The organism is Mucilaginibacter sp. SJ (assembly GCF_028993635.1).
GTDB lineage: Bacteria > Bacteroidota > Bacteroidia > Sphingobacteriales > Sphingobacteriaceae > Mucilaginibacter.
Genome location: NZ_CP118631.1, coordinates 2,759,245 through 2,778,397, shown reverse-complemented (window position 1 = coordinate 2,778,397; position 19,153 = coordinate 2,759,245). Strand labels below are relative to the sequence as shown.

At 43.9% G+C, this 19,153-nt stretch carries 18 protein-coding genes; 12 read left to right on the top strand and 6 right to left on the bottom strand.

Features of this window, described 5'->3' with window-relative positions; genetic code table 11:
• Window positions 1-415: 415 nt before the first annotated feature.
• A complete protein-coding gene (locus MusilaSJ_RS11065) occupies window positions 416-802 on the top strand; it encodes a hypothetical protein (RefSeq protein WP_090534246.1) in 387 nt (128 codons plus the stop codon).
• Window positions 803-878: 76 nt separating this feature from the next.
• Here MusilaSJ_RS11065 and MusilaSJ_RS11060 read toward each other — a convergent pair whose 3' ends face one another.
• Window positions 879-1,781 (bottom strand): nucleotidyltransferase family protein, encoded by a 903-nt coding sequence (locus tag MusilaSJ_RS11060; protein WP_090534248.1) that lies wholly within the window; start codon window positions 1,779-1,781, stop codon window positions 879-881.
• A 97-nt stretch (window positions 1,782-1,878) separates the two neighbouring features.
• Entirely contained in the window at window positions 1,879-2,994 is a 1,116-nt protein-coding gene (locus tag MusilaSJ_RS11055) for a M42 family metallopeptidase (protein ID WP_274990018.1), read from the bottom strand.
• A 243-nt stretch (window positions 2,995-3,237) separates the two neighbouring features.
• Between MusilaSJ_RS11055 and MusilaSJ_RS11050 the strand changes: the two genes are divergently transcribed.
• Window positions 3,238-4,134 carry a DUF6340 family protein gene (locus MusilaSJ_RS11050; RefSeq protein ID WP_274990017.1) on the top strand — a complete coding sequence of 299 codons (897 nt, stop codon included), beginning with the start codon at window positions 3,238-3,240 and terminating at the stop codon, window positions 4,132-4,134.
• Between the two features lie 69 nt (window positions 4,135-4,203).
• On the opposite strand, the gene MusilaSJ_RS11045 is transcribed toward MusilaSJ_RS11050, so the two are convergent.
• The gene (locus MusilaSJ_RS11045) at window positions 4,204-4,638 is read right to left on the bottom strand and encodes a GNAT family N-acetyltransferase (protein ID WP_274990016.1); all 435 of its coding nucleotides are present in this window, start codon (window positions 4,636-4,638) and stop codon (window positions 4,204-4,206) included.
• 187 nt (window positions 4,639-4,825) lie between these two features.
• Window positions 4,826-6,367, bottom strand: a complete 1,542-nt coding sequence (locus MusilaSJ_RS11040) for an acyl-CoA carboxylase subunit beta (protein WP_274990015.1) — start codon at window positions 6,365-6,367, stop codon at window positions 4,826-4,828.
• Between the two features lie 106 nt (window positions 6,368-6,473).
• Between MusilaSJ_RS11040 and MusilaSJ_RS11035 the strand changes: the two genes are divergently transcribed.
• The 6 genes from MusilaSJ_RS11035 (at window position 6,474) to can (MusilaSJ_RS11010) (ending at window position 12,568) form a co-directional block, all read left to right on the top strand.
• The gene (locus tag MusilaSJ_RS11035) at window positions 6,474-6,806 is read left to right on the top strand and encodes a hypothetical protein (protein ID WP_274990014.1); all 333 of its coding nucleotides are present in this window, start codon (window positions 6,474-6,476) and stop codon (window positions 6,804-6,806) included.
• Between the two features lie 80 nt (window positions 6,807-6,886).
• The gene (locus MusilaSJ_RS11030) at window positions 6,887-8,491 is read left to right on the top strand and encodes a SulP family inorganic anion transporter (RefSeq protein WP_446725132.1); all 1,605 of its coding nucleotides are present in this window, start codon (window positions 6,887-6,889) and stop codon (window positions 8,489-8,491) included.
• 14 nt (window positions 8,492-8,505) lie between these two features.
• Window positions 8,506-9,222: a carbonate dehydratase gene (gene can / locus MusilaSJ_RS11025; RefSeq protein ID WP_274990013.1), complete on the top strand. Its 717-nt coding sequence runs from the start codon at window positions 8,506-8,508 to the stop codon at window positions 9,220-9,222.
• A 312-nt stretch (window positions 9,223-9,534) separates the two neighbouring features.
• On the top strand, window positions 9,535-10,806 hold the full coding sequence (locus MusilaSJ_RS11020) for an IS4 family transposase (protein ID WP_342457031.1): 1,272 nt from the start codon (window positions 9,535-9,537) through the stop codon (window positions 10,804-10,806).
• A gap of 332 nt (window positions 10,807-11,138) precedes the next feature.
• The gene (locus MusilaSJ_RS11015; RefSeq protein ID WP_274990012.1) at window positions 11,139-11,891 is read left to right on the top strand and encodes a YoaK family protein; all 753 of its coding nucleotides are present in this window, start codon (window positions 11,139-11,141) and stop codon (window positions 11,889-11,891) included.
• Window positions 11,892-11,911: 20 nt separating this feature from the next.
• Window positions 11,912-12,568, top strand: coding sequence for a carbonate dehydratase (gene can / locus MusilaSJ_RS11010; protein ID WP_274990011.1), 657 nt, complete (start codon window positions 11,912-11,914; stop codon window positions 12,566-12,568).
• Window positions 12,569-12,686: 118 nt separating this feature from the next.
• Here the strand turns inward: can (MusilaSJ_RS11010) and pruA are convergent, their stop codons facing one another.
• Window positions 12,687-14,324, bottom strand: a complete 1,638-nt coding sequence (pruA, locus tag MusilaSJ_RS11005) for an L-glutamate gamma-semialdehyde dehydrogenase (protein WP_274990010.1) — start codon at window positions 14,322-14,324, stop codon at window positions 12,687-12,689.
• Between the two features lie 194 nt (window positions 14,325-14,518).
• On the opposite strand from pruA, the gene MusilaSJ_RS11000 reads away from it, so the two are divergent.
• The 4 genes from MusilaSJ_RS11000 to MusilaSJ_RS10985 all read left to right on the top strand — a co-directional run bounded on the left by MusilaSJ_RS11000 (window position 14,519) and on the right by MusilaSJ_RS10985 (window position 16,058).
• The gene (locus tag MusilaSJ_RS11000; protein ID WP_446725131.1) at window positions 14,519-14,836 is read left to right on the top strand and encodes a WapI family immunity protein; all 318 of its coding nucleotides are present in this window, start codon (window positions 14,519-14,521) and stop codon (window positions 14,834-14,836) included.
• Between the two features lie 6 nt (window positions 14,837-14,842).
• Window positions 14,843-15,226, top strand: coding sequence for a DUF1801 domain-containing protein (locus tag MusilaSJ_RS10995; RefSeq protein WP_274990008.1), 384 nt, complete (start codon window positions 14,843-14,845; stop codon window positions 15,224-15,226).
• Between the two features lie 113 nt (window positions 15,227-15,339).
• Window positions 15,340-15,687, top strand: a complete 348-nt coding sequence (locus MusilaSJ_RS10990) for an MmcQ/YjbR family DNA-binding protein (protein WP_274990007.1) — start codon at window positions 15,340-15,342, stop codon at window positions 15,685-15,687.
• Between the two features lie 17 nt (window positions 15,688-15,704).
• A complete protein-coding gene (locus tag MusilaSJ_RS10985; RefSeq protein ID WP_274990006.1) occupies window positions 15,705-16,058 on the top strand; it encodes a VOC family protein in 354 nt (117 codons plus the stop codon).
• A gap of 191 nt (window positions 16,059-16,249) precedes the next feature.
• On the opposite strand, the gene leuS is transcribed toward MusilaSJ_RS10985, so the two are convergent.
• Entirely contained in the window at window positions 16,250-19,075 is a 2,826-nt protein-coding gene (leuS, locus tag MusilaSJ_RS10980; protein ID WP_274990005.1) for a leucine--tRNA ligase, read from the bottom strand.
• Between the last annotated feature and the right edge of the window lie 78 nt (window positions 19,076-19,153).

The window sequence follows — 19,153 nt, the reverse complement described above, 5'->3', positions numbered from 1 at the left end:
CAGCATGACACCCGTTTTAAGTTGTCATTGCGAGCGCAGCGCGGCAATCTCGTAGCCAATGCAAGTCCGATCTGTATAGCTACGAGATTGCCACGTCGCTCCAGGGGCTTCTTCCCCTGCGGCTCCTCGCAACGACATGGTTGTTAATTGAGCTTCAAAAACGCATGGATTTTTCTATTTCATCCCCAAAAACGACCAACCCGCTTTCCTGCCCGATCAACGCCCTTTAATTTTCGACCAAATGTAAAATGCTGATAATTAGTGTGTTTTTGGTGTTTGCCGAACGTTTTCGGGTATTGGTCTATATCTTTTCGGTGCTGGTATAACACTTTTTAGCAGTTAAAATTAATGTTGTTCATTTGATCATTGAAAATAACAAACAAAAAATATTTAACATACTTAAAAGCTCAAAATCATGAAAACTTCAATAAAATTATCAGCATTATTCTTCTTATTAAGCGCAGGTGTATTTGCTACTACAGCAGCTAAAGCCGCCGATGTAACCCCAAAAGCAAAAGAGGTTGTTACCTTTAAAGCGCTTGACCACGACCGCGGTGTTAAATTAACGCTTGCAAAATCAGAAAACGGCCGTTCATTTGTACGCGTTTACAGCAAACAAAATGAACTTTTGCTAAAAGACGTTGTATCAACCAAAACCGATGTTGAAAGGGGCTATGTTTTAACCAATCTTGAAGATGGCGATTACATTATGGAAGTTAAAACCAATAATCAGGTGGTTAAGAAAACCCTGCACGTTTATGAAGACGGTGATCAAAAAACATTCTTTATTTACCAGGACTAATTTAGGAAGCCATATCAAACAAAAAGCTTCCGTTCGGTTGGAACGGGAGCTTTTTGTTTGAAGGAGCAACTATTAATTAGTCCCAAAGTTTTTCGGGGTAAACGCCGCCTGTTACCAGGTCGGAGATACATTTTTGCACTATTGGTTTATCTTCCTTGTAAGTAACTCCAAACCATTTTGCACCGGTTGGGATCACCTTAAAGGAGGCTGTTCCATTTTTGATCAGCTTATCGGCAACCAGGGGAATAAAGAACTCCGATTTCGGGTTGTTTTCGTTAGCTGCAACAAATTCCCTGAACATATCCTCACTTTGCTTAAAAATAGCGGGTGTAAATCCCCAGAAATTCATCGATACACGTGTTTCATTATCAAGCGGATGTTCGCCGGTTGCGTCTTTATAAGCTACGCTGCCGTCCTCTTTAAAATAAACTTCAGTACGTTCGTTAATTTCAACCATGTTACCATTATCATCAACGCTGCAAACACCACGTGATACCGAGCCATAGTCAGATAATGTACGGTCAATCTGGTATCCGATTATTGAATACTGATCGTCTTTAACGTCGGTGGTTAAAAATTTAGCCATTTTTTCAAATGAATCATAACCGTAAAAGTCATCAGCATTGATCACACAAAAAGGCTCGTTGATCTGGTTGCGGGCAGCTAACACAGCATGGGCTGTTCCCCATGGTTTGGCACGTTCAATCTCTTTATCAATCCCAAATGGTTTAAGATCAAAGCTTTGATATACATAGTCTGTTTCAATGCGGCCGGCGAGTTTGGGCTCAAAGATTGCCTTAAAGTTTTCGGCAAACTCTTCGCGGATAATAAAACTTACCTTGCCAAAGCCTGCTTTTATGGCATCATATATTGAATAGTCAATAATTGTTTCGCCGTTGGGGCCAAAGCCGTCAACTTGTTTCATACTGCCATAACGGCTGGCCATCCCGGCGGCCAATATTAATAACGTGGGTTTCATAGATAGTATTTGGGGTATTTTATTTAAAAGCTATTTTATAATTATGTTAATAGGGAATGGATTTTTGTCCTTATTGTTTCACAAATTGTACTTTTTGTTATTTGATGTACCTGAAATCCTGACCGGCCTGGATGTTTAGCAGAGACTCATATATCAAACGGATCACGTTATCAACATCCTCTTTGTGGATCATCTCGACGGTGGTATGCATATAACGTAAAGGTAATGAGATTAATGCCGATGGTACACCGTCGTTTGAGTAAGCAAAGGCGTCGGTATCGGTACCTGTTGACCGTGATGACGCCTGACGCTGGAACGGTATGCCTGCTTTTTGGGCACTTTCAATAAGCAGCTTGTTCAGGTTGTTTTGTACTGCCGGGGCATATGATATAACTGGGCCTTTACCGCAGGCTAAGTCGCCCTGGGTAATTTTGTTGATCATTGGCGTTTGGGTATCATGCGTAACATCAGTAACAATAGCCACATTAGGTTTAATTTTATGCGCTATCATTTCGGCGCCGCGTAAACCTATCTCCTCCTGCACAGCGTTAACTATATATAAACCGAAAGGAAGTTTTACATTGTTTTCTTTAAGTAAACGGGCTACCTCGGCAATCATGAACCCGCCTGCACGGTTATCAAGCGCGCGGCCAACATAATAGCGATCGTTAAGCACCATAAATTCATCCTCGTAAGTGATAACACAACCTACATGAATGCCCAGTTTTTCAACTTCTTCTTTTGAGGTGCAGCCGCAATCTAAAAAGATATTTTTAAGGGTAGGCGCTTCTTCCTTGTCACCGCCCAGGCGGGTGTGGATAGCGGGCCAGCCGAAAACAGCTTTAACTACGCCATTATCGGTATGGATATTTACACGTTTTGAAGGCGCTATCTGATGATCGGAGCCGCCATTGCGGATAACATATATTAAGCCATCGTTAGTGATGTAATTCACAAACCATGAAATTTCATCGGCATGAGCTTCAATAACCACTTTGTAATCGGCTTTTGGATTGATGATGCCAACCGCGGTGCCGTAATTATCAACATAATGGGTATCAATGTAAGGTTTCAGATATTCGAGCCAAAGCTCCTGGCCTTTCCATTCAAAACCTGTAGGTGAGGGGTTGTTGATATATTTTTCAAAGAACGCGAGTGAAGTTTCGTTTACAACGGAAGTATGCTGTGGGGCGTCAGATTTCTTTTTAGCCATATTGAATTAATGTTTTCAATCTAAATGTAGTAATACAGCAAATATAACAAAGCTCATGACATTGCACTAAAATTAAGCCGGATATAAGCAGTATATCAATTATATAAAATCAATATTAAACGTTTTTGAAAATATTTAGTCACAATGAAGGCGCTGGTTTGTTTTGATACAAAAATGACCGGTTATTTCATAAAGCTTTCATGCTTATGTTATACCTTTCCGCGATATTTAATTTTTAATAAGGTGAAACTATTCAGGCTAATTTGTATCTTATTTGCTGCATGTTTTTTAGCGGCATGCAGCGTACCTCAATATGTAAATGTTCCGGTTGATTACGCGCCGAAGCTGAATTTTAACAGGGCAAAAACAACCATCGTAGTCATTAACCACTACCTGCCCGATTCGGCCCGTAATCGTAATAAACGCGTGTTGACTACATTTAAAGCCGCCGCTTATACCGCCATAAACAATGCCGCTGTACAGTTGCATGCGCTGCCCGGTGTAAAAGTTGTACAACTGGTTGATTCGGTTAACTTTACCGCCAATACCGATTCGGTGAAATTTCTGGCAAAAAAATACAACGCTTCTTATGTGCTCGCGTTTGAGGATTTTAAAGGCGAAACTAAATTGCAGCAGGATTATTACAACGGCGTGCCATCGGTTTACCGGGTATCGGTGGTTAAAACCAGTTTCACCCTTTATGAAGCCAATGGCATCTACTTTAAAAAGCTAAACGGCGAGGCCGAAATAAATGATAATAATCCTTATGGTAATGCATCCAGCTTACTTGCCCACGGCGGGCCTTTATTTGATGCTATCCGTAATTCGGCATTGGATGCGCTTAAGGATTACCTGCCATATACCGATTACCACGACAGGCCCCTGTATACCAATGGCGATCAGTTGAGCAGCTCGGTAGAACTGATCAAAGCCGGAAAATTTGATCAGGCTTTCAAGATACTAAACCCACTTATTGACGGGTCGGACTCAAAACTGGCCAGCAGAGCTGCTTACAACCTTGCGGTGGTTTATGAAGCGCAGGGTGATATTGACGCCGCGCTTGATGTGGCCAAGATCTCCAACCAGAAACAGCCCAATGATTTTGCCAAAGCTATTATTGTTGATTTGATGAAAGAGTAATTAAAAGCGGAAAGCAAAATGCACAGGGCCTAAAGCAGTTGTTGTGGGCTCGGCAGCTTACCACTCTTGTTATTGCTGACCCGGAGAAGGAATAAGTTGTTTTTCGAGGATCTCATAGTCGAAGCCGTTTTTTGAAAAAAGCTTGCCGGTATGTGTGAAGCCATGTTTTAAATAGAAACCAATGGCCGATACCCGGGCATTACACCATAACAACACACCTCCATTGGTAAGGGCAAAATCGGTTATATGCTCCAGCATCGCTTTACCGAGGCCCATTTTTTGAACTGATTGATCAACAGCAAATTTGCGAAACTGCCAGTCGTTTCCTTTATTAAAAAGGGATACTACCGCTATGATATGATTATCTTTAAAAGCAGCAAAGTGATAGCCTTGGTTATCCTCCTCCATCTCCATTTCATAAAGCTTGCTTTCGGGATATAAGATACGTTGCCTTAACCGCCAGGTAAGCTCCGGACGGATTTGTTCGATAGAGATGTTTTTCATTGCGGATTTCGGATGTTCGATTTCGGAATTAGAAACGCAAAGGTAAACAAATCTGATTTTCTATAGCCGAAGGCACAAGTAATCACAGCACCGGCGGCCGCACAATACTTACGCCATAAACAGCCAGAAAGGCAATTACGGCATCTACAATAAAAAAGAAAATAAATCCGAAATCGAAAATCCCAAATCAAAGCGGAATATTCCCGTGCTTTTTCCTCGGGTTGTTAACTACTTTATTTTCCAGCATTTTAAATGCCGCAATCAGTTTAATGCGCGTTTCGGCGGGTTCAATTACTTCGTCGATAAATCCGCGTTCGGCAGCGCGGTAAGGGTTGGCAAAAGTATCCGAATATAGTTGTTCCATCTCCAGCCACTTGGCTTCATGATCTTCGGCCTTCGTGATCTCCCGTTTAAAAATGATTTCGGCGGCACCTTTGGCGCCCATCACAGCAATTTCGGCCGACGGCCATGCAAAATTCATATCGGCACCGATGTGTTTGGAGTTCATTACATCATAAGCACCACCATAGGCTTTGCGGGTGATCACCGTAACGCGGGGAACGGTGGCCTCACAAAAAGCATATAATAGTTTAGCGCCATTGGTGATAATGGCATTCCATTCCTGGTCGGTACCCGGCAAAAAGCCGGGAACATCTTCAAACACCAGCAGCGGAATGTTGAAGGAATCGCAAAAGCGCACAAAACGGGCAGCCTTGGTTGATGAGTGAATATCCAGTACCCCGGCCAAAAAAGCGGGCTGATTGGCCACAATGCCAATGCTGCGGCCTGCCAGGCGCGCGAAGCCTACCACAATGTTTTCGGCAAAATCTTTATGCACTTCCAAAAACGAAGCTTTATCGATGATATGGTCAATAACCTCGCGGATATCATAGGGTTGTGAGGCTATTGATGGCAGGATGGTGTTTAACTCGGGCCTAAGCTCGTCGCCGTTTTCGTAGGGAGCGGCAGGAGCTTTATCCTCACAATTTTGAGGCATATAGCTCAGCAGGCTTTTGATATGCTGAATGGCGGCTATTTCATTGGCACAGGCAAAATGCGTAACGCCTGATTTGCTGGCGTGGGTGTTGGCGCCGCCCAGCTCTTCGGAAGTTACCACTTCATGGGTAACTGTTTTTACTACGTTAGGCCCGGTAACAAACATATATGAGGTATGCTCAACCATTAAAATAAAATCGGTAATGGCGGGCGAGTAAACAGCGCCGCCTGCACATGGGCCCATAATGGCCGAGATTTGCGGGATAACGCCGGATGCCATGGTATTGCGATAAAAGATATCGGCATAACCGCCAAGGGATACCACACCCTCCTGGATGCGTGCTCCGCCCGAATCATTGAGGCCGATAAGGGGAGCGCCGTTCTTAAGGGCGAGATCCATGATCTTGCAGATCTTTTCGGCATGGGTTTCGGAAAGCGAGCCGCCGAACACTGTAAAATCCTGGGAAAATACATAAGTGAGCCGCCCGTTTATGGTGCCATAACCTGTAACAACGCCATCGCCGGGATATTTTTCTTTCTCCATGCCAAAATCAATGGAGCGGTGGGTAACCAGCATCCCTATCTCCTGGAACGAACCTTCATCCAATAAAAAATGCAGACGTTCACGTGCCGTTAATTTTCCTTTTTTATGCTGACTTTCAATACGTACCGGGCCTCCGCCCTGCATGGCTTCATGACGTTTTAGCCTTAACAGATCAAGCTTTTTATCCACAATTCAGGTTGTTAGTAATTGTCTAAAAATAGTAATTATATTGTAAGAATAGCTTTTGCTTACTTATTCTGGTGGTTTAATAACGGATTTTTATATATTTGTGTTGATGAAGATCAGGAATAATAAAATATGGGTAGTGGCGCTGTTCATGACCGTCTTTGTAGTAAAGATGGGCATTTCGCTTGCACCTGTTTTTTTATATCTTGATAATAAAACGGTAAGTGCTGTGATCCTTCAGCTGGAGCAGGAAAGCAAAACTGAAAAAGACAGCCCCGAAAAAGACCTTGTGAAGGAGAAAAAAATCTTCGATGAGTATGACCTTCATACCATAAACTTCATCACATTTATTACCGAAACCAAGGTTCTCCATAACCAGGAAAACGCCTTATACAAGCAGGTATATCACCCTGTGGTCCCCACGCCGCCGCCCAACGTTTAAAATGATTAACCGGATACTTCCCTATCCGGATAGCAATGCTATTTAATTCATTTTAAAGTTTTACTCAATCTTTCATTCTTATGCAAATCAAGCAAGGTGAGGCTGCTATGGGCAATCTCAACCTAAAAAAATATTTTCTGCCAAAAAATTTAAAAAGGGATATTCCTTCAAGTGTCGTTGTATTCCTGGTGGCTTTGCCGCTGTGTTTAGGTATAGCGCTGGCATCGGGCGCGCCGCTCTTCGCGGGCGTATTAACAGGCATTATTGGCGGTATAGTAGTAGGTACACTTAGCGGCTCGCAATTAAGTGTGGCTGGTCCTGCAGCCGGTTTAACGGTAATTGTACTTAATGCCATTACTACACTTGGTGCTTATGAAACCTTTTTAATGGCCCTGGTGCTGGCGGGTGTTTTCCAGATCATACTTGGAATTGTTAAAGCCGGCACCATTGCCAATTACTTCCCGTCATCGGTTATTGAGGGAATGCTGGCAGCGATAGGTATTATTTTGATCATGAAGCAGTTTCCGCACGCGGTTGGCTATGATGCCGATTTTGAGGGTGATGAGGGCTTCAGACAAATTGATGATCATAATACTTTTTCGGGTATAACCCGTGCGTTCGCCCGGATCAACTACGGCGCGGTGATCATTAGCGTGGTATCCCTGGCATTCATGATTTACTGGCCTAAGTTTAAAAAGCTGGCTATTGTTCCGGCACCCTTGCTGGTGGTGCTGGCCGGGATAGGTTTAAGCCTTGCCTTTACCGGCACAAGCTTCGCCTTGCTTGATAAGCAGTTTGTACGCATACCGCTGGTAAACAGCAGCGCCGAATTTTTTGCGCTGTTTAAATCGGCTGATTTTAGCCAGATAGGCAACAAGCAGGTTTGGATAACGGCCTTCACCATTGCGGTGGTTGCCAGTTTAGAAACACTGCTGAGCCTGGAGGCAGTAGATAAAATAGATCCTATCAAACGCATCTCGCCCACCAACCGCGAACTGCTTGCGCAGGGAACGGCCAATATTGTTAGCGGTATGCTTGGCGGCTTACCCATGACCGCGGTAATTGTTCGTTCATCGGCAAACGTAAATGCCGGTGCCCGCACTAAAGTGAGTGCCATACTGCATGGTATATTGTTATTGGTTGCTTTACTGGCGATACCGTCTTTAATTAACCATATCCCGCTGTCGTGTTTGGCAGCGATCCTGCTTATGACAGGGTATAAACTGGCCCGGATAAGCCTTTTCAAGCACATGTGGCATCAGGGCTTGAGCCAGTTTATCCCTTTCGTAGTTACCATTGTGGCCGTTGTTATGACCGACCTGCTTATAGGTGTGGGTATAGGTATGCTGGTGGGGATCTTTTATATTCTGCGTACCAACCTGCGTAATCCCTACTTCTATCACATTGAAAAAAATGGCAGCAAAAAAGTTATTAAGATTAAGCTGGCCGAGGAAGTATCCTTCCTGAACAAGGCTGCCATACAGGTAACGCTTACCAGCTTACCGCAAGGCGCCGAAGTGGTGATCGACGGATCGAACTCAAGGTACATCGATCCGGATGTGCTGGAGATCATCCACAATTACAAGCACAATGCCTATACCAAGGGCATTATTGTGCAACTGCACGATGTAAAGGACAAGTATGACGTACCTCCTTTAAAAGAACTGGTTTATAACCCTAACTAAAAAATCGAAAAACAATGTCAACACAAGAAAAAACAAACGGCAAAGCCGTAATAGATACAAACAATATTAAACTGGTCCAGTCAAGCAGTTACAGCGCTCTAATTAAAAACAACGCCGCCTGGGTTGAGCGTAAACTTGCCGAGGATAGCGAGTATTTTAAGAACCTGGCCAAAGGTCAAAGCCCTGAAGTACTGTGGATAGGCTGCTCAGACAGTCGTGTTCCGGCTAACGAAGTAACCGGTACCAAGCCCGGCGAAGTGTTTGTACACCGTAACATTGCCAACGTATGCGCACACTCGGATATGAACATGCTGAGCGTGCTTGATTATGCAGTGAACGTGCTTAAAGTAAAACACGTTATTGTTGCCGGTCATTATGGTTGCGGCGGTGTCGCTGCCGCTATGAGCAACAAACAATTTGGCTTAATTGATAACTGGCTGCGCCATATTAAAGATGTTTACCGCTTACACAGCCATGAGCTTGACCGCATTACCGACGAAACAACCAAAGTTAACCGCCTGGTTGAGCTTAACGTTACCGAGCAGGTATATAACCTGTGCAAAACCACCATCATTCAAAATGCCTGGAAAGAACGTCATGACCTTGAAGTGCACGGTTGGGTAATTGATTTGGGCAGCGGCCTGGTTAAAGATCTGAAAGTGACCAGCAGCAGCCCGCACAATTTAGGCTATGTGTATGAGCTTGATGTTGAAGCTGTAGCTGCACACTAAAATATAATTTGATTGGAGCTTCCGACGCTGTAAGGGGCGGAGGGAGGTTTGATTGTTAAGTTGATCCCGGCTCTTAGGAAGTGGCCGGGATTTTTTTTGTACGACTTAAGCCGCAATTAAACGGTGGCGGCGTTAAAAAAGGACGGGATTGTGCGATTCCCCTCTCGAGAGGGGTGGAGGGGGTGTGTTTTCTGCCTCATGTCAACAAAGAGCGCTGAAACACACCCCTGCTCCCGCTCTCGCCTTCCGCACCCCCTCTTGAGAGCATAGCCGTCAATTTAAGGAGTAGTATAAAAATTTTTAAGAGCAAGAATCGGCCAACCAAACCTGACAGGGTTATTTAAACGCTTAAAAGCGGAATTATTTGACCATGGATTTCTTGATACCCTTGCTAAAAACACGGGAGTGATCAAACGTTTAAGGAAGATAAGCGGATCAGATCTTCTGGATACGCTGCTATTTGACAGCAATCAATCATTTAATGGCATGAGTATGCAGCTGATGTTAAGGCATTCACTTAATATATCAAAACAGGCTCTGCATCAAAAGTATAATGAAGGGCTGACGGAGTTTATCAAAGGGGCTCTGGAGCGACTTTTAGCGATAGAATTGCCTTGTAGAGAGATACAAGGGCTTGAGATCAACATCAAAGATTCCACACGTTTTGCCTTACCGGAGGCAATGGCGGATGTTTATCCGGGGACAAAAGGCTGCGGGATAAAAGCTGGCGCGGCCCTGCAGTTTGAGTTTGGGATCAAAAGTGGAAGTTGTGATATCAGGCTAACACCGGGCAATTGCAATGACCAGAAAGAAAGCCACCTCGATCAGCAGATGATTCGACCGGGTGTATTATACATGAGAGACCTGGGTTATAGCCATATTGCTTATATGAGCAACATTATCGAAAAGAAGGCATTCTTTGTCAATAAGTTAAGCCCCAAAACATCGATACACATTCTGCGTAATGAAGTATACCAGGAGCTGGACCTGACCGCTTTACAAAAATCAGGAAAAGCATTTGACGGTTTAGTTTATATTGGAAAAGACGAGCTACCTGTCCGGATGATTATTGAACCGGTAAGTGATGAAATAAAAAATAACCGGATAAGCCATACCGATAAATACAACAAAAAGAAAGGCCATCAGACAACAGCGCTTTTCAAGCTCAGAGCAGGCTTTAATTTCATTGTAACCAACCTGGATAGCACTTACAGTGCCGAACTGATCCGGAAACTCTATCATCTCCGCTGGCAGATCGAGTTGGTGTTCAAAGGCTGGAAATCATCGTTGAAGATCCATCAGATGCCTAAAGGAAATACCCACCGTATCACCTGTGCACTTTACAGCAAACTATTATGGGCTATGTTAAGCTGGAAGATAACAATGTCAATCGGTAAGATCGGCGAGGTAAGTATCCTCAAGGTACACAGTTTTATAGCATCAGGTATGCAGGAGCTAAGGCTGCAATTGTGGGGATTAAGCAGTAAGTGGCTGGATATGCTCGAACAGCTTCCGTTTTACAAACTGCTTAAAGAGCAGAAAAAAGGACGGCTCAAAACAGAGGAAATTGTAATAATTATTTGATAATCAATATATTAAATGCTATCTTTAGGTGTAAACAAAGAGAAAGGCAGAACCCTTTACCGATCTGCCTTTCAAAAAAATAGAAATAAAACTATGAGAGCAAAAATACATAAAGTTTGCCTTTACGGGCAAACTACGTTCTGCCCTCAATCTCAAAAAAACAAACTCTTTTTTATTGCTTTCGCTTAAATTGACGGCTATGCTCTTGAGAGGGGAATTGAAAAATGTATTCCCTATCTGTTTAAAATATTTATCCGCCGCATCAAACAAGCAGGCATAAATTCGGTTAAGTCTTTTTGTAATTTAAATAAAATTTCTGCCGTGAAATATCTATGCTTAAAGCAATAAAAGAACAACGTACCCTTAAAGAAAATCTTATGCTGGCCTCGTCGACGGCATTTGTGGCCGGGGTTACCAATGTGGCGGGTATGCTTGCTTTCCTGGCTTTTACATCTAACATAACCGGGCATGTAGCTAATTTGGCTCAGCATATAGTTCAGCAGAATTACCACCAGATGATCATCTTTTTAGTTTGGCTGCTGATGTTCTTTGTCGGGGCTTTTGTATCCAGTTTCATTGTACGTTCATTTGATGATAAAAGCAGGTGGCGGGCAAACTCTACCCCAATGATAATTGAAGCTGCTATTTTACTGGGAGTTGCCATTTACGGGCATAATTTTTACCAGGAAACACAACTGGAACGCGAAATAGTGATCAGTGCTATTTTGTTTTCGATGGGATTGCAGAACAGCCTGGTTTCCAATATCTCAGGCGGACTGATCAAATCGAGCCATTTAACCGGTTTATTTACCGACCTGGGCAGTGAGGTGGCCGAATGGTTCCATCCGCGTACCAAAAATACGGAAGCCGCCGGTAATAAAATACTGATCAGGTTTACGGTGCTTGGTTTTTACCTGTTCGGCGCACTGGCAGGCGGATACTTTTTTAACCTGTATGAGTTTGCCATTTTTTATTTTATCCCGGTTATTTTGCTCACCATTATGTATTATGATGTTTCGCCGCTTGCTTTGCATAAACTTAGCCGTATGTTTGCATCGGGCAGAAAACGTCAAACCGCATCCTAAAACATCAATCTTAAAAATATATGTGTGCTCAAATTCATGATACCAGCCATATTACCTATGAAGGCTTACTGGAAGGAAACAAAAAATTTATTGAAGGTGCTTTAGCCGAAGATCCTCAATATTTTGATAAACTGGCTAACGGGCAAAAGCCCCCTATACTTTGGATAGGCTGTGCCGACAGTCGCGTACCTGCCAACCAGATCACCAATACCGCCCCGGGCGAGATCTTTGTGCACCGCAACATTGCCAACATGGTTGTCCACTCGGACATGAACATGCTGAGTGTGCTCGATTACGCCGTGAACGTATTGAAAGTGAAGCATGTAATTGTAACCGGCCACTACGGCTGCGGTGGTGTTAATGCAGCCATGGGCAATACCCAGTTTGGCCTGATTGATAACTGGCTGCGCCACATCAAAGACGTTTACCGTTTACATGCCGATGAGCTTGACGCCATTGCCGATGAAACTGAGCGCAGTAACCGCCTGGTTGAATTGAACGTGATAGAAAACGTGAATAACCTTTGTAAAACATCCATAGTACAAAATGCCTGGAAAAATGGGCAGGAACTTGCGGTACACGGCTGGGTTTACAGCCTCAGCACAGGGCTTATTAATGATATGAAAGTAAGCACATCCAGCAATGAGAACATGGATGCTGTGTTTAAATTTAAGTAACCCCCCGGCCCCCTGAAGGGGGAGGAATGGTGCAAAAGAAAAAGCCTGTTTCCAATTGAGAAACAGGCTTTTTAATATAAAGTCTTTCTTTAACCTCCCCCTTTAGGGGGCCGGGGGGCTAAACCTCCTTCGCCAAAAAAGGATACCTGTAATCCTTCGGCGGATCAAAGGTTTCTTTGATGGTGCGTGGCGATACCCAGCGAAGCAGATTAATCATTGAACCGGCTTTATCATTGGTGCCCGACCCCCTGGCGCCGCCAAATGGCTGCTGACCTACTACCGCACCTGTTGGCTTGTCGTTAATATAGAAGTTACCTGCCGCGTTGCGTAAACGGGTGGTAGCTTTTTCAATAGCATACCTGTCCTGCGAGATAATTGAGCCTGTAAGCGCGTAGATAGATGTTTTATCTACAATATTTAGGATCTCATCAAACTGATCATCTTCGTAAACGTACACAGTTAATACCGGGCCAAAAAGCTCCTCGCACATGGTTACGTAATATGGGTCTTCAACTTTTAGCACAGTTGGCTCAATGAACCAGCCTTTGCTTTTGTCATAGTTACCGCCGGCAACAATTTCAACGCCCTCGTCGGTTTTAGCAGCGTCGATGTATTTGGCCAGTTTATCAAATGATACTTCGGTGATCACGGCATTGATAAAGTTTTCAAAATCTTCAACCGGGCCTATTTTAAATGAGGTAATATCGCGCTGCATATTTGCTTTTACCGCCGGCCATAATGAAGCCGGGATATAAGCCCTTGAAGCAGCCGAACATTTTTGTCCCTGGTATTCAAAAGCGCCGCGAACAAGAGCGGTGCTCACCACATCGGCGTTGGCGCTCGGGTGGGCAAGTACAAAGTCTTTACCGCCGGTTTCGCCTACAATGCGCGGGTAGGTTTTGTATTTGTGAATGTTGGTGCCGATAGTTTGCCAGATATTCTGGAATACTTTGGTTGAACCGGTAAAGTGGATTCCTGCAAAATCTGGGTGGTTAAAGATCACCTCGCCTGCAACAGGGCCATCAACATAAATAAGGTTGATAACGCCATCAGGTACACCGGCTTCTTTAAAGATCTTCATGATCACGTTAGCAGCATAGATTTGCGGATAAGCAGGTTTCCAAACTACAACATTGCCCATCATGGCCGCAGACGCAGGCAGGTTCCCGGCAATAGCCGTAAAGTTGAACGGCGTAAGCGCGAACACAAATCCTTCCAGCGGGCGTTGCTCTACGCGGTTCCAAACACCTTTGCCCGATACCGGCGGCTGTTGTTTGTAGATCTCGGTCATGTACTCTACGTTAAAACGCAGGAAGTCGATCAGCTCGCAAGCCGAATCAATCTCGGCCTGGTAAGCGTTCTTTGACTGGCCAAGCATGGTAGCCGCGTTAATTTCGGCACGGTACGGGCCGGCTATCAGCTCGGCTGCTTTCAGGAAAATGGCGGCACGTTGTTCCCAGGCCAGGTTTTCCCAGTCGGCTTTAGCTGCAAGGGCAGCATCAATCGCTGCGGTAACGTGGCTTGCATCTCCCTCGCTGAAGGTTGCCAGTAAATGTTTATGATCATGCGGCGGACGAATTTCCAGCTTGGTGCCGGTACGTACTTCCTTGCCGCCAATGTACATAGGTATATCTAATTGTTGGGCACGACCGGCTTCTAAAGCTGCCTTAAGCGCCACACGCTCCAAACTCCGCGGACCGTAATTTAAAACGGGCTCATTTACCGGTGCCGGAACATTAAAAAATCCTTTAAGCATAGATGATAATTTATGTTGCCGCAAAGATAGGGATTTTGCAGGGGAAGGTTGGGTAGGGGAATGTCAAAATAATGGTGGGGAGAAGGAGACCGAAATTATTACTTTTATAAATATGAACGAACTTGACGGGTTATCTTTTAAGTTAGCCAGCAACGGCGATATGATTTCAATCACAATAAAATCAATTACAAGTGATGATTGGTTGTAAAGTTATGTTGAGATCAAAGCAGGTGAACTATAAAGCTGCATTTATGTTGTATGATTTTAGTGTTTTTAGAGATGGTCTAAAATTAATTTATAATGACCTGAACGGAGTTGCCAAATTTGTTAGTTTGGAAAAACAATTAGAAATAGAGATTAAGGGCGATGGCTTTGGGCTCTTAATTGCAGATGGCATAGCAATGGAGCAGGTTGGATATGGAAATGAATTGAGATTTCAGCTAAATTTAGATCAAATATATATACCAGCACTTGTAAACCAGCTCGATGACATTATTGAACATCTATCGTAAAAAGTTATGCAGCTCATCCCCATCGACCACTTCTACCTCACCAAAGATGAACCCAACCGAAGCTGCTTGTTAGCCCTGCGCGATATTATTCTTGCACAAGATCCTGACATCACAGCAGAGTGGAAATACAGCATGCCTTTCTTTTACTATAAAGGTAAAATGTGTTGCTACCTGTGGATTCATAAAAAGACGCAACTGCCATTTTTAGGTATGGTTGAAGGAAAACATCTGCACCATCCCGATTTAACGTTTGAAGATCGTGCCCGGATCAAGATCATGATTTTAAATCCCGAAGAGGATTTACCTGTTGATACTATCCGGTTTATTTTAAATGAAGCTATTGATTTGTATAGAACAGGATTGATTAAATTGCCGAAGCAGAAGCGATAGTTTTTGTGTAGAGGCGCATAATTACGTCTCTGAAATATGCAGGTGTGCAAACTGTTCATTACTTTGCAAAGCGGGAGACGCAATTATGCGTCTCTACGGTATTTTCATAGATCATGACCATCGAAACCCTTCAAGCCATTTGCCACACGTTGCCCGGTGTAACCGAAGATATTAAACTGGGCGAACACCTGTGTTTTAATGTTGGCGGAAAGTCTTTTCTGTTTACCCATCCCGACGGCGTACCGCCATCGGCATCATTCAAAGTGCCCGCCGAAGATTTTGAGGAGATCATCTCCAAAGAAGGGCTTGAACCGCAGCCTTACATTGCCCGCTATAAATGGGTGCTGGCACGTGATATCAGTAGTTTGGGTGAAAAGGAATGGGAGCACTATATCAGGCAATCGTACAGGCTTATCGCTGATAAGCTGCCGGGCAAGGTTAAAAAGGAGTTGGGTTTGTAATAGCGATAAAGAAAGTCATGATCAAACTTAAATTATTAGTTATAAGAACTGCCGATATGCAGAAGCTGGTTGATTTTTATGCGTTATTGGGCTTTGGTTTTGATTATCATAAACATGGCAACTCTCCTTATCATTATTCAGCTATTATTGATGGGACGGTGATTGAGATATATCCGCTTACAAAAACTCAAACGGAGGCGGATAAAAACTTACGCTTAGGTTTTGAGTTAGATGATTTTGATAGGAAGATTCATTTATTAAAAGAAGCCAACGTCTCGTTTGCATCTGAATCGGCGCAAACGGATTTTGGTTTTATGGCAGTAGTAGTTGTTGATCCGGATGGCAGAAAGGTGGAACTGTATAAGAAATGATAAATGAAAAACGGCTGTCATGCTGAGCTCGTCGAAGCATGGTGGGTGGGGCCTCTGCGCACGACCCTTCGACAAGCTCAGGGTGATCGCCCCCTTACTTTTGTTAGAAGCATAATAAAAAAAGCCCCGGTATCGCGAAGCGATACCGGGGCTTAGATTTTAAAGTTTCCCCTTCAGGGGGCGGAGGGCGACTAAACCACCATATTTACAATCCTGCCTTTTACCACAATCACCTTTTTAGGTGTTTTGCCATCCAGGTATTTTTGTACATCGGCGCTGGCTAAAACGGCTGCTTCTATCTCTTTTACATCAAGGCTTAGCGAGATGCTCAGGTTCATTTTCATTTTGCCATTGATAGAGATCGGGTAAGCAAACTCATCCTCAACCAAATACCCGGCGTTAAATTTAGGGAATGGCGCGTATGATAAAGTACCATCGGCATTACCTAATAGCGACCAAAGCTCTTCGCAAATGTGCGGTGCATAAGGTGAAAGGATGATCACCATATCCTGCAATATCGCACGGTTGTTGCATTTCAAATCGGTTAATTCATTAACAGCGATCATAAAGCTTGAAACTGAAGTATTGAACGAGAAGCGCTCGATATCTTCCTCAACCTTTTTGATGATCTTATGTAATGATTTCAACTCAGCTTTTGACGGAACAGCATCGCTTACGCCAAATTCCCAGGCATCATTATGGAATAACCTCCAGAACTTACGCAGGAATTTAAACACCCCTTCGATCCCATTGGTATTCCATGGTTTGCTCTGTTCCAGCGGGCCTAAGAACATTTCATACATGCGCAAAGTATCAGCGCCGAAACGGGTTGCTATATCATCCGGATTTACAACGTTGTAATACCGTTTTGACATTTTTTCTACTTCAACGCCGCAGATATATTTGCCGTTTTCCAGGATAAATTCAGCATCTGCAAATTCAGGTCGCCATTGTTTAAACTTAGCAATGTTTAATACCTCGTTTTCAACAATGTTAACATCAACGTGTATTGGCGTAGTTTTATGTTCTTTGATCAATCCATGCGATACATAGGTGTTGGTACCTTTGCCTTCATCGTCAATCAGCCTGTAAACAAAATTACTACGACCCTGGATCATGCCCTGGTTAATCAGCTTTTTGAAAGGTTCTTCCTCAACAACAAGGTTAAGATCTTTCAAAAACTTGTTCCAGAAACGACTGTACAGCAAGTGACCGGTAGCATGTTCGCTGCCGCCGATGTACAGGTCAACATCTTTCCAGTATTCAATAGCCTCGCGCGATGCAAATTCTTTATCGTTTTGGGCATCCATATAGCGGTACCAGTACCAGCTTGAACCGGCCCAGCCCGGCATGGTGCTTAGCTCATAAGCTAAGCCGCCTTCATATTTCCAATCCTCAGCACGGCCCAGTGGTGGTTCGCCGGTTTCGGTTGGGAGGTATTTATCAATTTCGGGCAATAACAATGGCAGGTGGCTTTCGTCAATTAAATATGGCAAGCCATCTTTAAAATAAACCGGCACCGGCTCACCCCAGTAACGCTGACGACCAAAAATGGCATCGCGCATCCTGAAGTTAACTTTAGCTTTACCGGCGTTAATTTCTTCCAGTTTAGCAACCACGGCGGCAGTTGCTTCTTTGTAAGCTAAGCCATTAATAAAGTCGGAATTGACGTAGGTGCCTTCTTTGGTTGGATCAGCTTCGGTTTCAATGTTTTGAATATCGAGGATCGGTACTATCGGCAAGTTAAAATGCTTTGCAAACAGGTAATCACGCTGATCGCCCGATGGTACAGCCATAACCGCCCCTGTTCCGTAACCTGCCAAAACATAATCAGCAATCCAGATTGGGATTGGCTGGCCGTTTAATGGGTTAAGCACGTAGCTGCCGGTAAATGCGCCCGATACAGTTTTGGCATCAGCCATCCTGTCCAGTTCAGATTTCTTTTTGGTTTGGGCGATGTATGCTTCGATATCTGCCTTTTGCTCGGCTGTAGTTAATGAAGCTACCAATTCATGCTCTGGTGCAATTACTAAGAATGTAACACCGAAAATAGTATCAACACGAGTGGTGAATACTTCGATGAATTCGGATGTCGGATTTTCGATTTCGGATTTATCTGAATTCCGAATTCCCAAATCCGAAATTCGAAATTTTACTGAAGCACCGGTACTTTTACCAATCCAGTTCCTTTGCATTTCCTTCAAAGGCTCCGGCCAGTCAATTGTATCAAGGCCTTGTAACAACCTTTCGGCATATGCGGTGATGCGCATGCTCCATTGGGTCATTTTCTTTTGTTCAACAGGGTAACCGCCGCGCTCGCTAAAGCCGTCTTTTACCTCATCATTGGCCAATACGGTACCAAGGGCGGGGCACCAGTTTACGGTGCTTTCGCGCAGGTAAGTAAGGCGGTATTTTAACAATTCGGACTGTTGTTCCTCATTGCTGAACGCTTTCCACTCATCGGCGGTAAAACTTAAAATTTCATCATCGCAAACAGCATTAATACCGGCAGAACCTTTAGTTTCAAAATGCGCAACCAGTTGATCAATTGACTGGGCTTTGCCGGCATCTTTATTATACCAGCTGTTGAAAAGCTGCATGAAAATCCATTGCGTCCATTTATAATAATCGGGCGAACTGGTACGTACCTCGCGGCTCCAGTCGAACGAAAAACCGATCTGATCTAACTGGCGGCGGTATGTAGCAATATTATCTTCGGTAGTTATAGCGGGGTGCTGACCGGTTTGTATGGCGTATTGCTCGGCCGGTAAGCCAAAGCTGTCGTAACCCATGGGATGCAGCACGTTAAAACCTTTTAAACGTTTGTAGCGTGCAAAAATATCAGAAGCGATATAGCCCAGCGGGTGCCCAACGTGCAGGCCGGCCCCTGATGGATAAGGGAACATATCCAGCACATAATACTTGGGTTTACTGCTTTTGTCTTCGGCTTTGAAAGTTTGGTTTTGTGCCCAAAACTGCTGCCATTTTTGCTCTATCTCTTTAAATTGGTAGTCCATTTGATGTTTTACGCGTATGAGGTTGCGAAATTAAGCATTTCCCTATTAGTTTAGTAGTTATTAATGGATTAGTTGAGG

Excerpts from the sequence above, each read along its gene's own strand:
- MusilaSJ_RS11065 (WP_090534246.1), top strand. The coding sequence starts at position 416 with ATGAAAACTTCAATAAAATTATCAGCATTATTCTTCTTATTAAGCGCA.
- MusilaSJ_RS11060 (WP_090534248.1), bottom strand. The coding sequence starts at position 1,781 with ATGAAACCCACGTTATTAATATTGGCCGCCGGGATGGCCAGCCGTTAT.
- MusilaSJ_RS11055 (WP_274990018.1), bottom strand. The coding sequence starts at position 2,994 with ATGGCTAAAAAGAAATCTGACGCCCCACAGCATACTTCCGTTGTAAAC.
- MusilaSJ_RS11045 (WP_274990016.1), bottom strand. The coding sequence starts at position 4,638 with ATGAAAAACATCTCTATCGAACAAATCCGTCCGGAGCTTACCTGGCGG.
- MusilaSJ_RS11035 (WP_274990014.1), top strand. The coding sequence starts at position 6,474 with ATGAAGATCAGGAATAATAAAATATGGGTAGTGGCGCTGTTCATGACC.
- MusilaSJ_RS11030 (WP_446725132.1), top strand. The coding sequence starts at position 6,887 with ATGCAAATCAAGCAAGGTGAGGCTGCTATGGGCAATCTCAACCTAAAA.
- can (WP_274990013.1), top strand. The coding sequence starts at position 8,506 with ATGTCAACACAAGAAAAAACAAACGGCAAAGCCGTAATAGATACAAAC.
- MusilaSJ_RS11015 (WP_274990012.1), top strand. The coding sequence starts at position 11,139 with ATGCTTAAAGCAATAAAAGAACAACGTACCCTTAAAGAAAATCTTATG.
- can (WP_274990011.1), top strand. The coding sequence starts at position 11,912 with ATGTGTGCTCAAATTCATGATACCAGCCATATTACCTATGAAGGCTTA.
- pruA (WP_274990010.1), bottom strand. The coding sequence starts at position 14,324 with ATGCTTAAAGGATTTTTTAATGTTCCGGCACCGGTAAATGAGCCCGTT.
- MusilaSJ_RS11000 (WP_446725131.1), top strand. The coding sequence starts at position 14,519 with ATGATTGGTTGTAAAGTTATGTTGAGATCAAAGCAGGTGAACTATAAA.
- MusilaSJ_RS10995 (WP_274990008.1), top strand. The coding sequence starts at position 14,843 with ATGCAGCTCATCCCCATCGACCACTTCTACCTCACCAAAGATGAACCC.
- MusilaSJ_RS10990 (WP_274990007.1), top strand. The coding sequence starts at position 15,340 with ATGACCATCGAAACCCTTCAAGCCATTTGCCACACGTTGCCCGGTGTA.
- MusilaSJ_RS10985 (WP_274990006.1), top strand. The coding sequence starts at position 15,705 with ATGATCAAACTTAAATTATTAGTTATAAGAACTGCCGATATGCAGAAG.
- leuS (WP_274990005.1), bottom strand. The coding sequence starts at position 19,075 with ATGGACTACCAATTTAAAGAGATAGAGCAAAAATGGCAGCAGTTTTGG.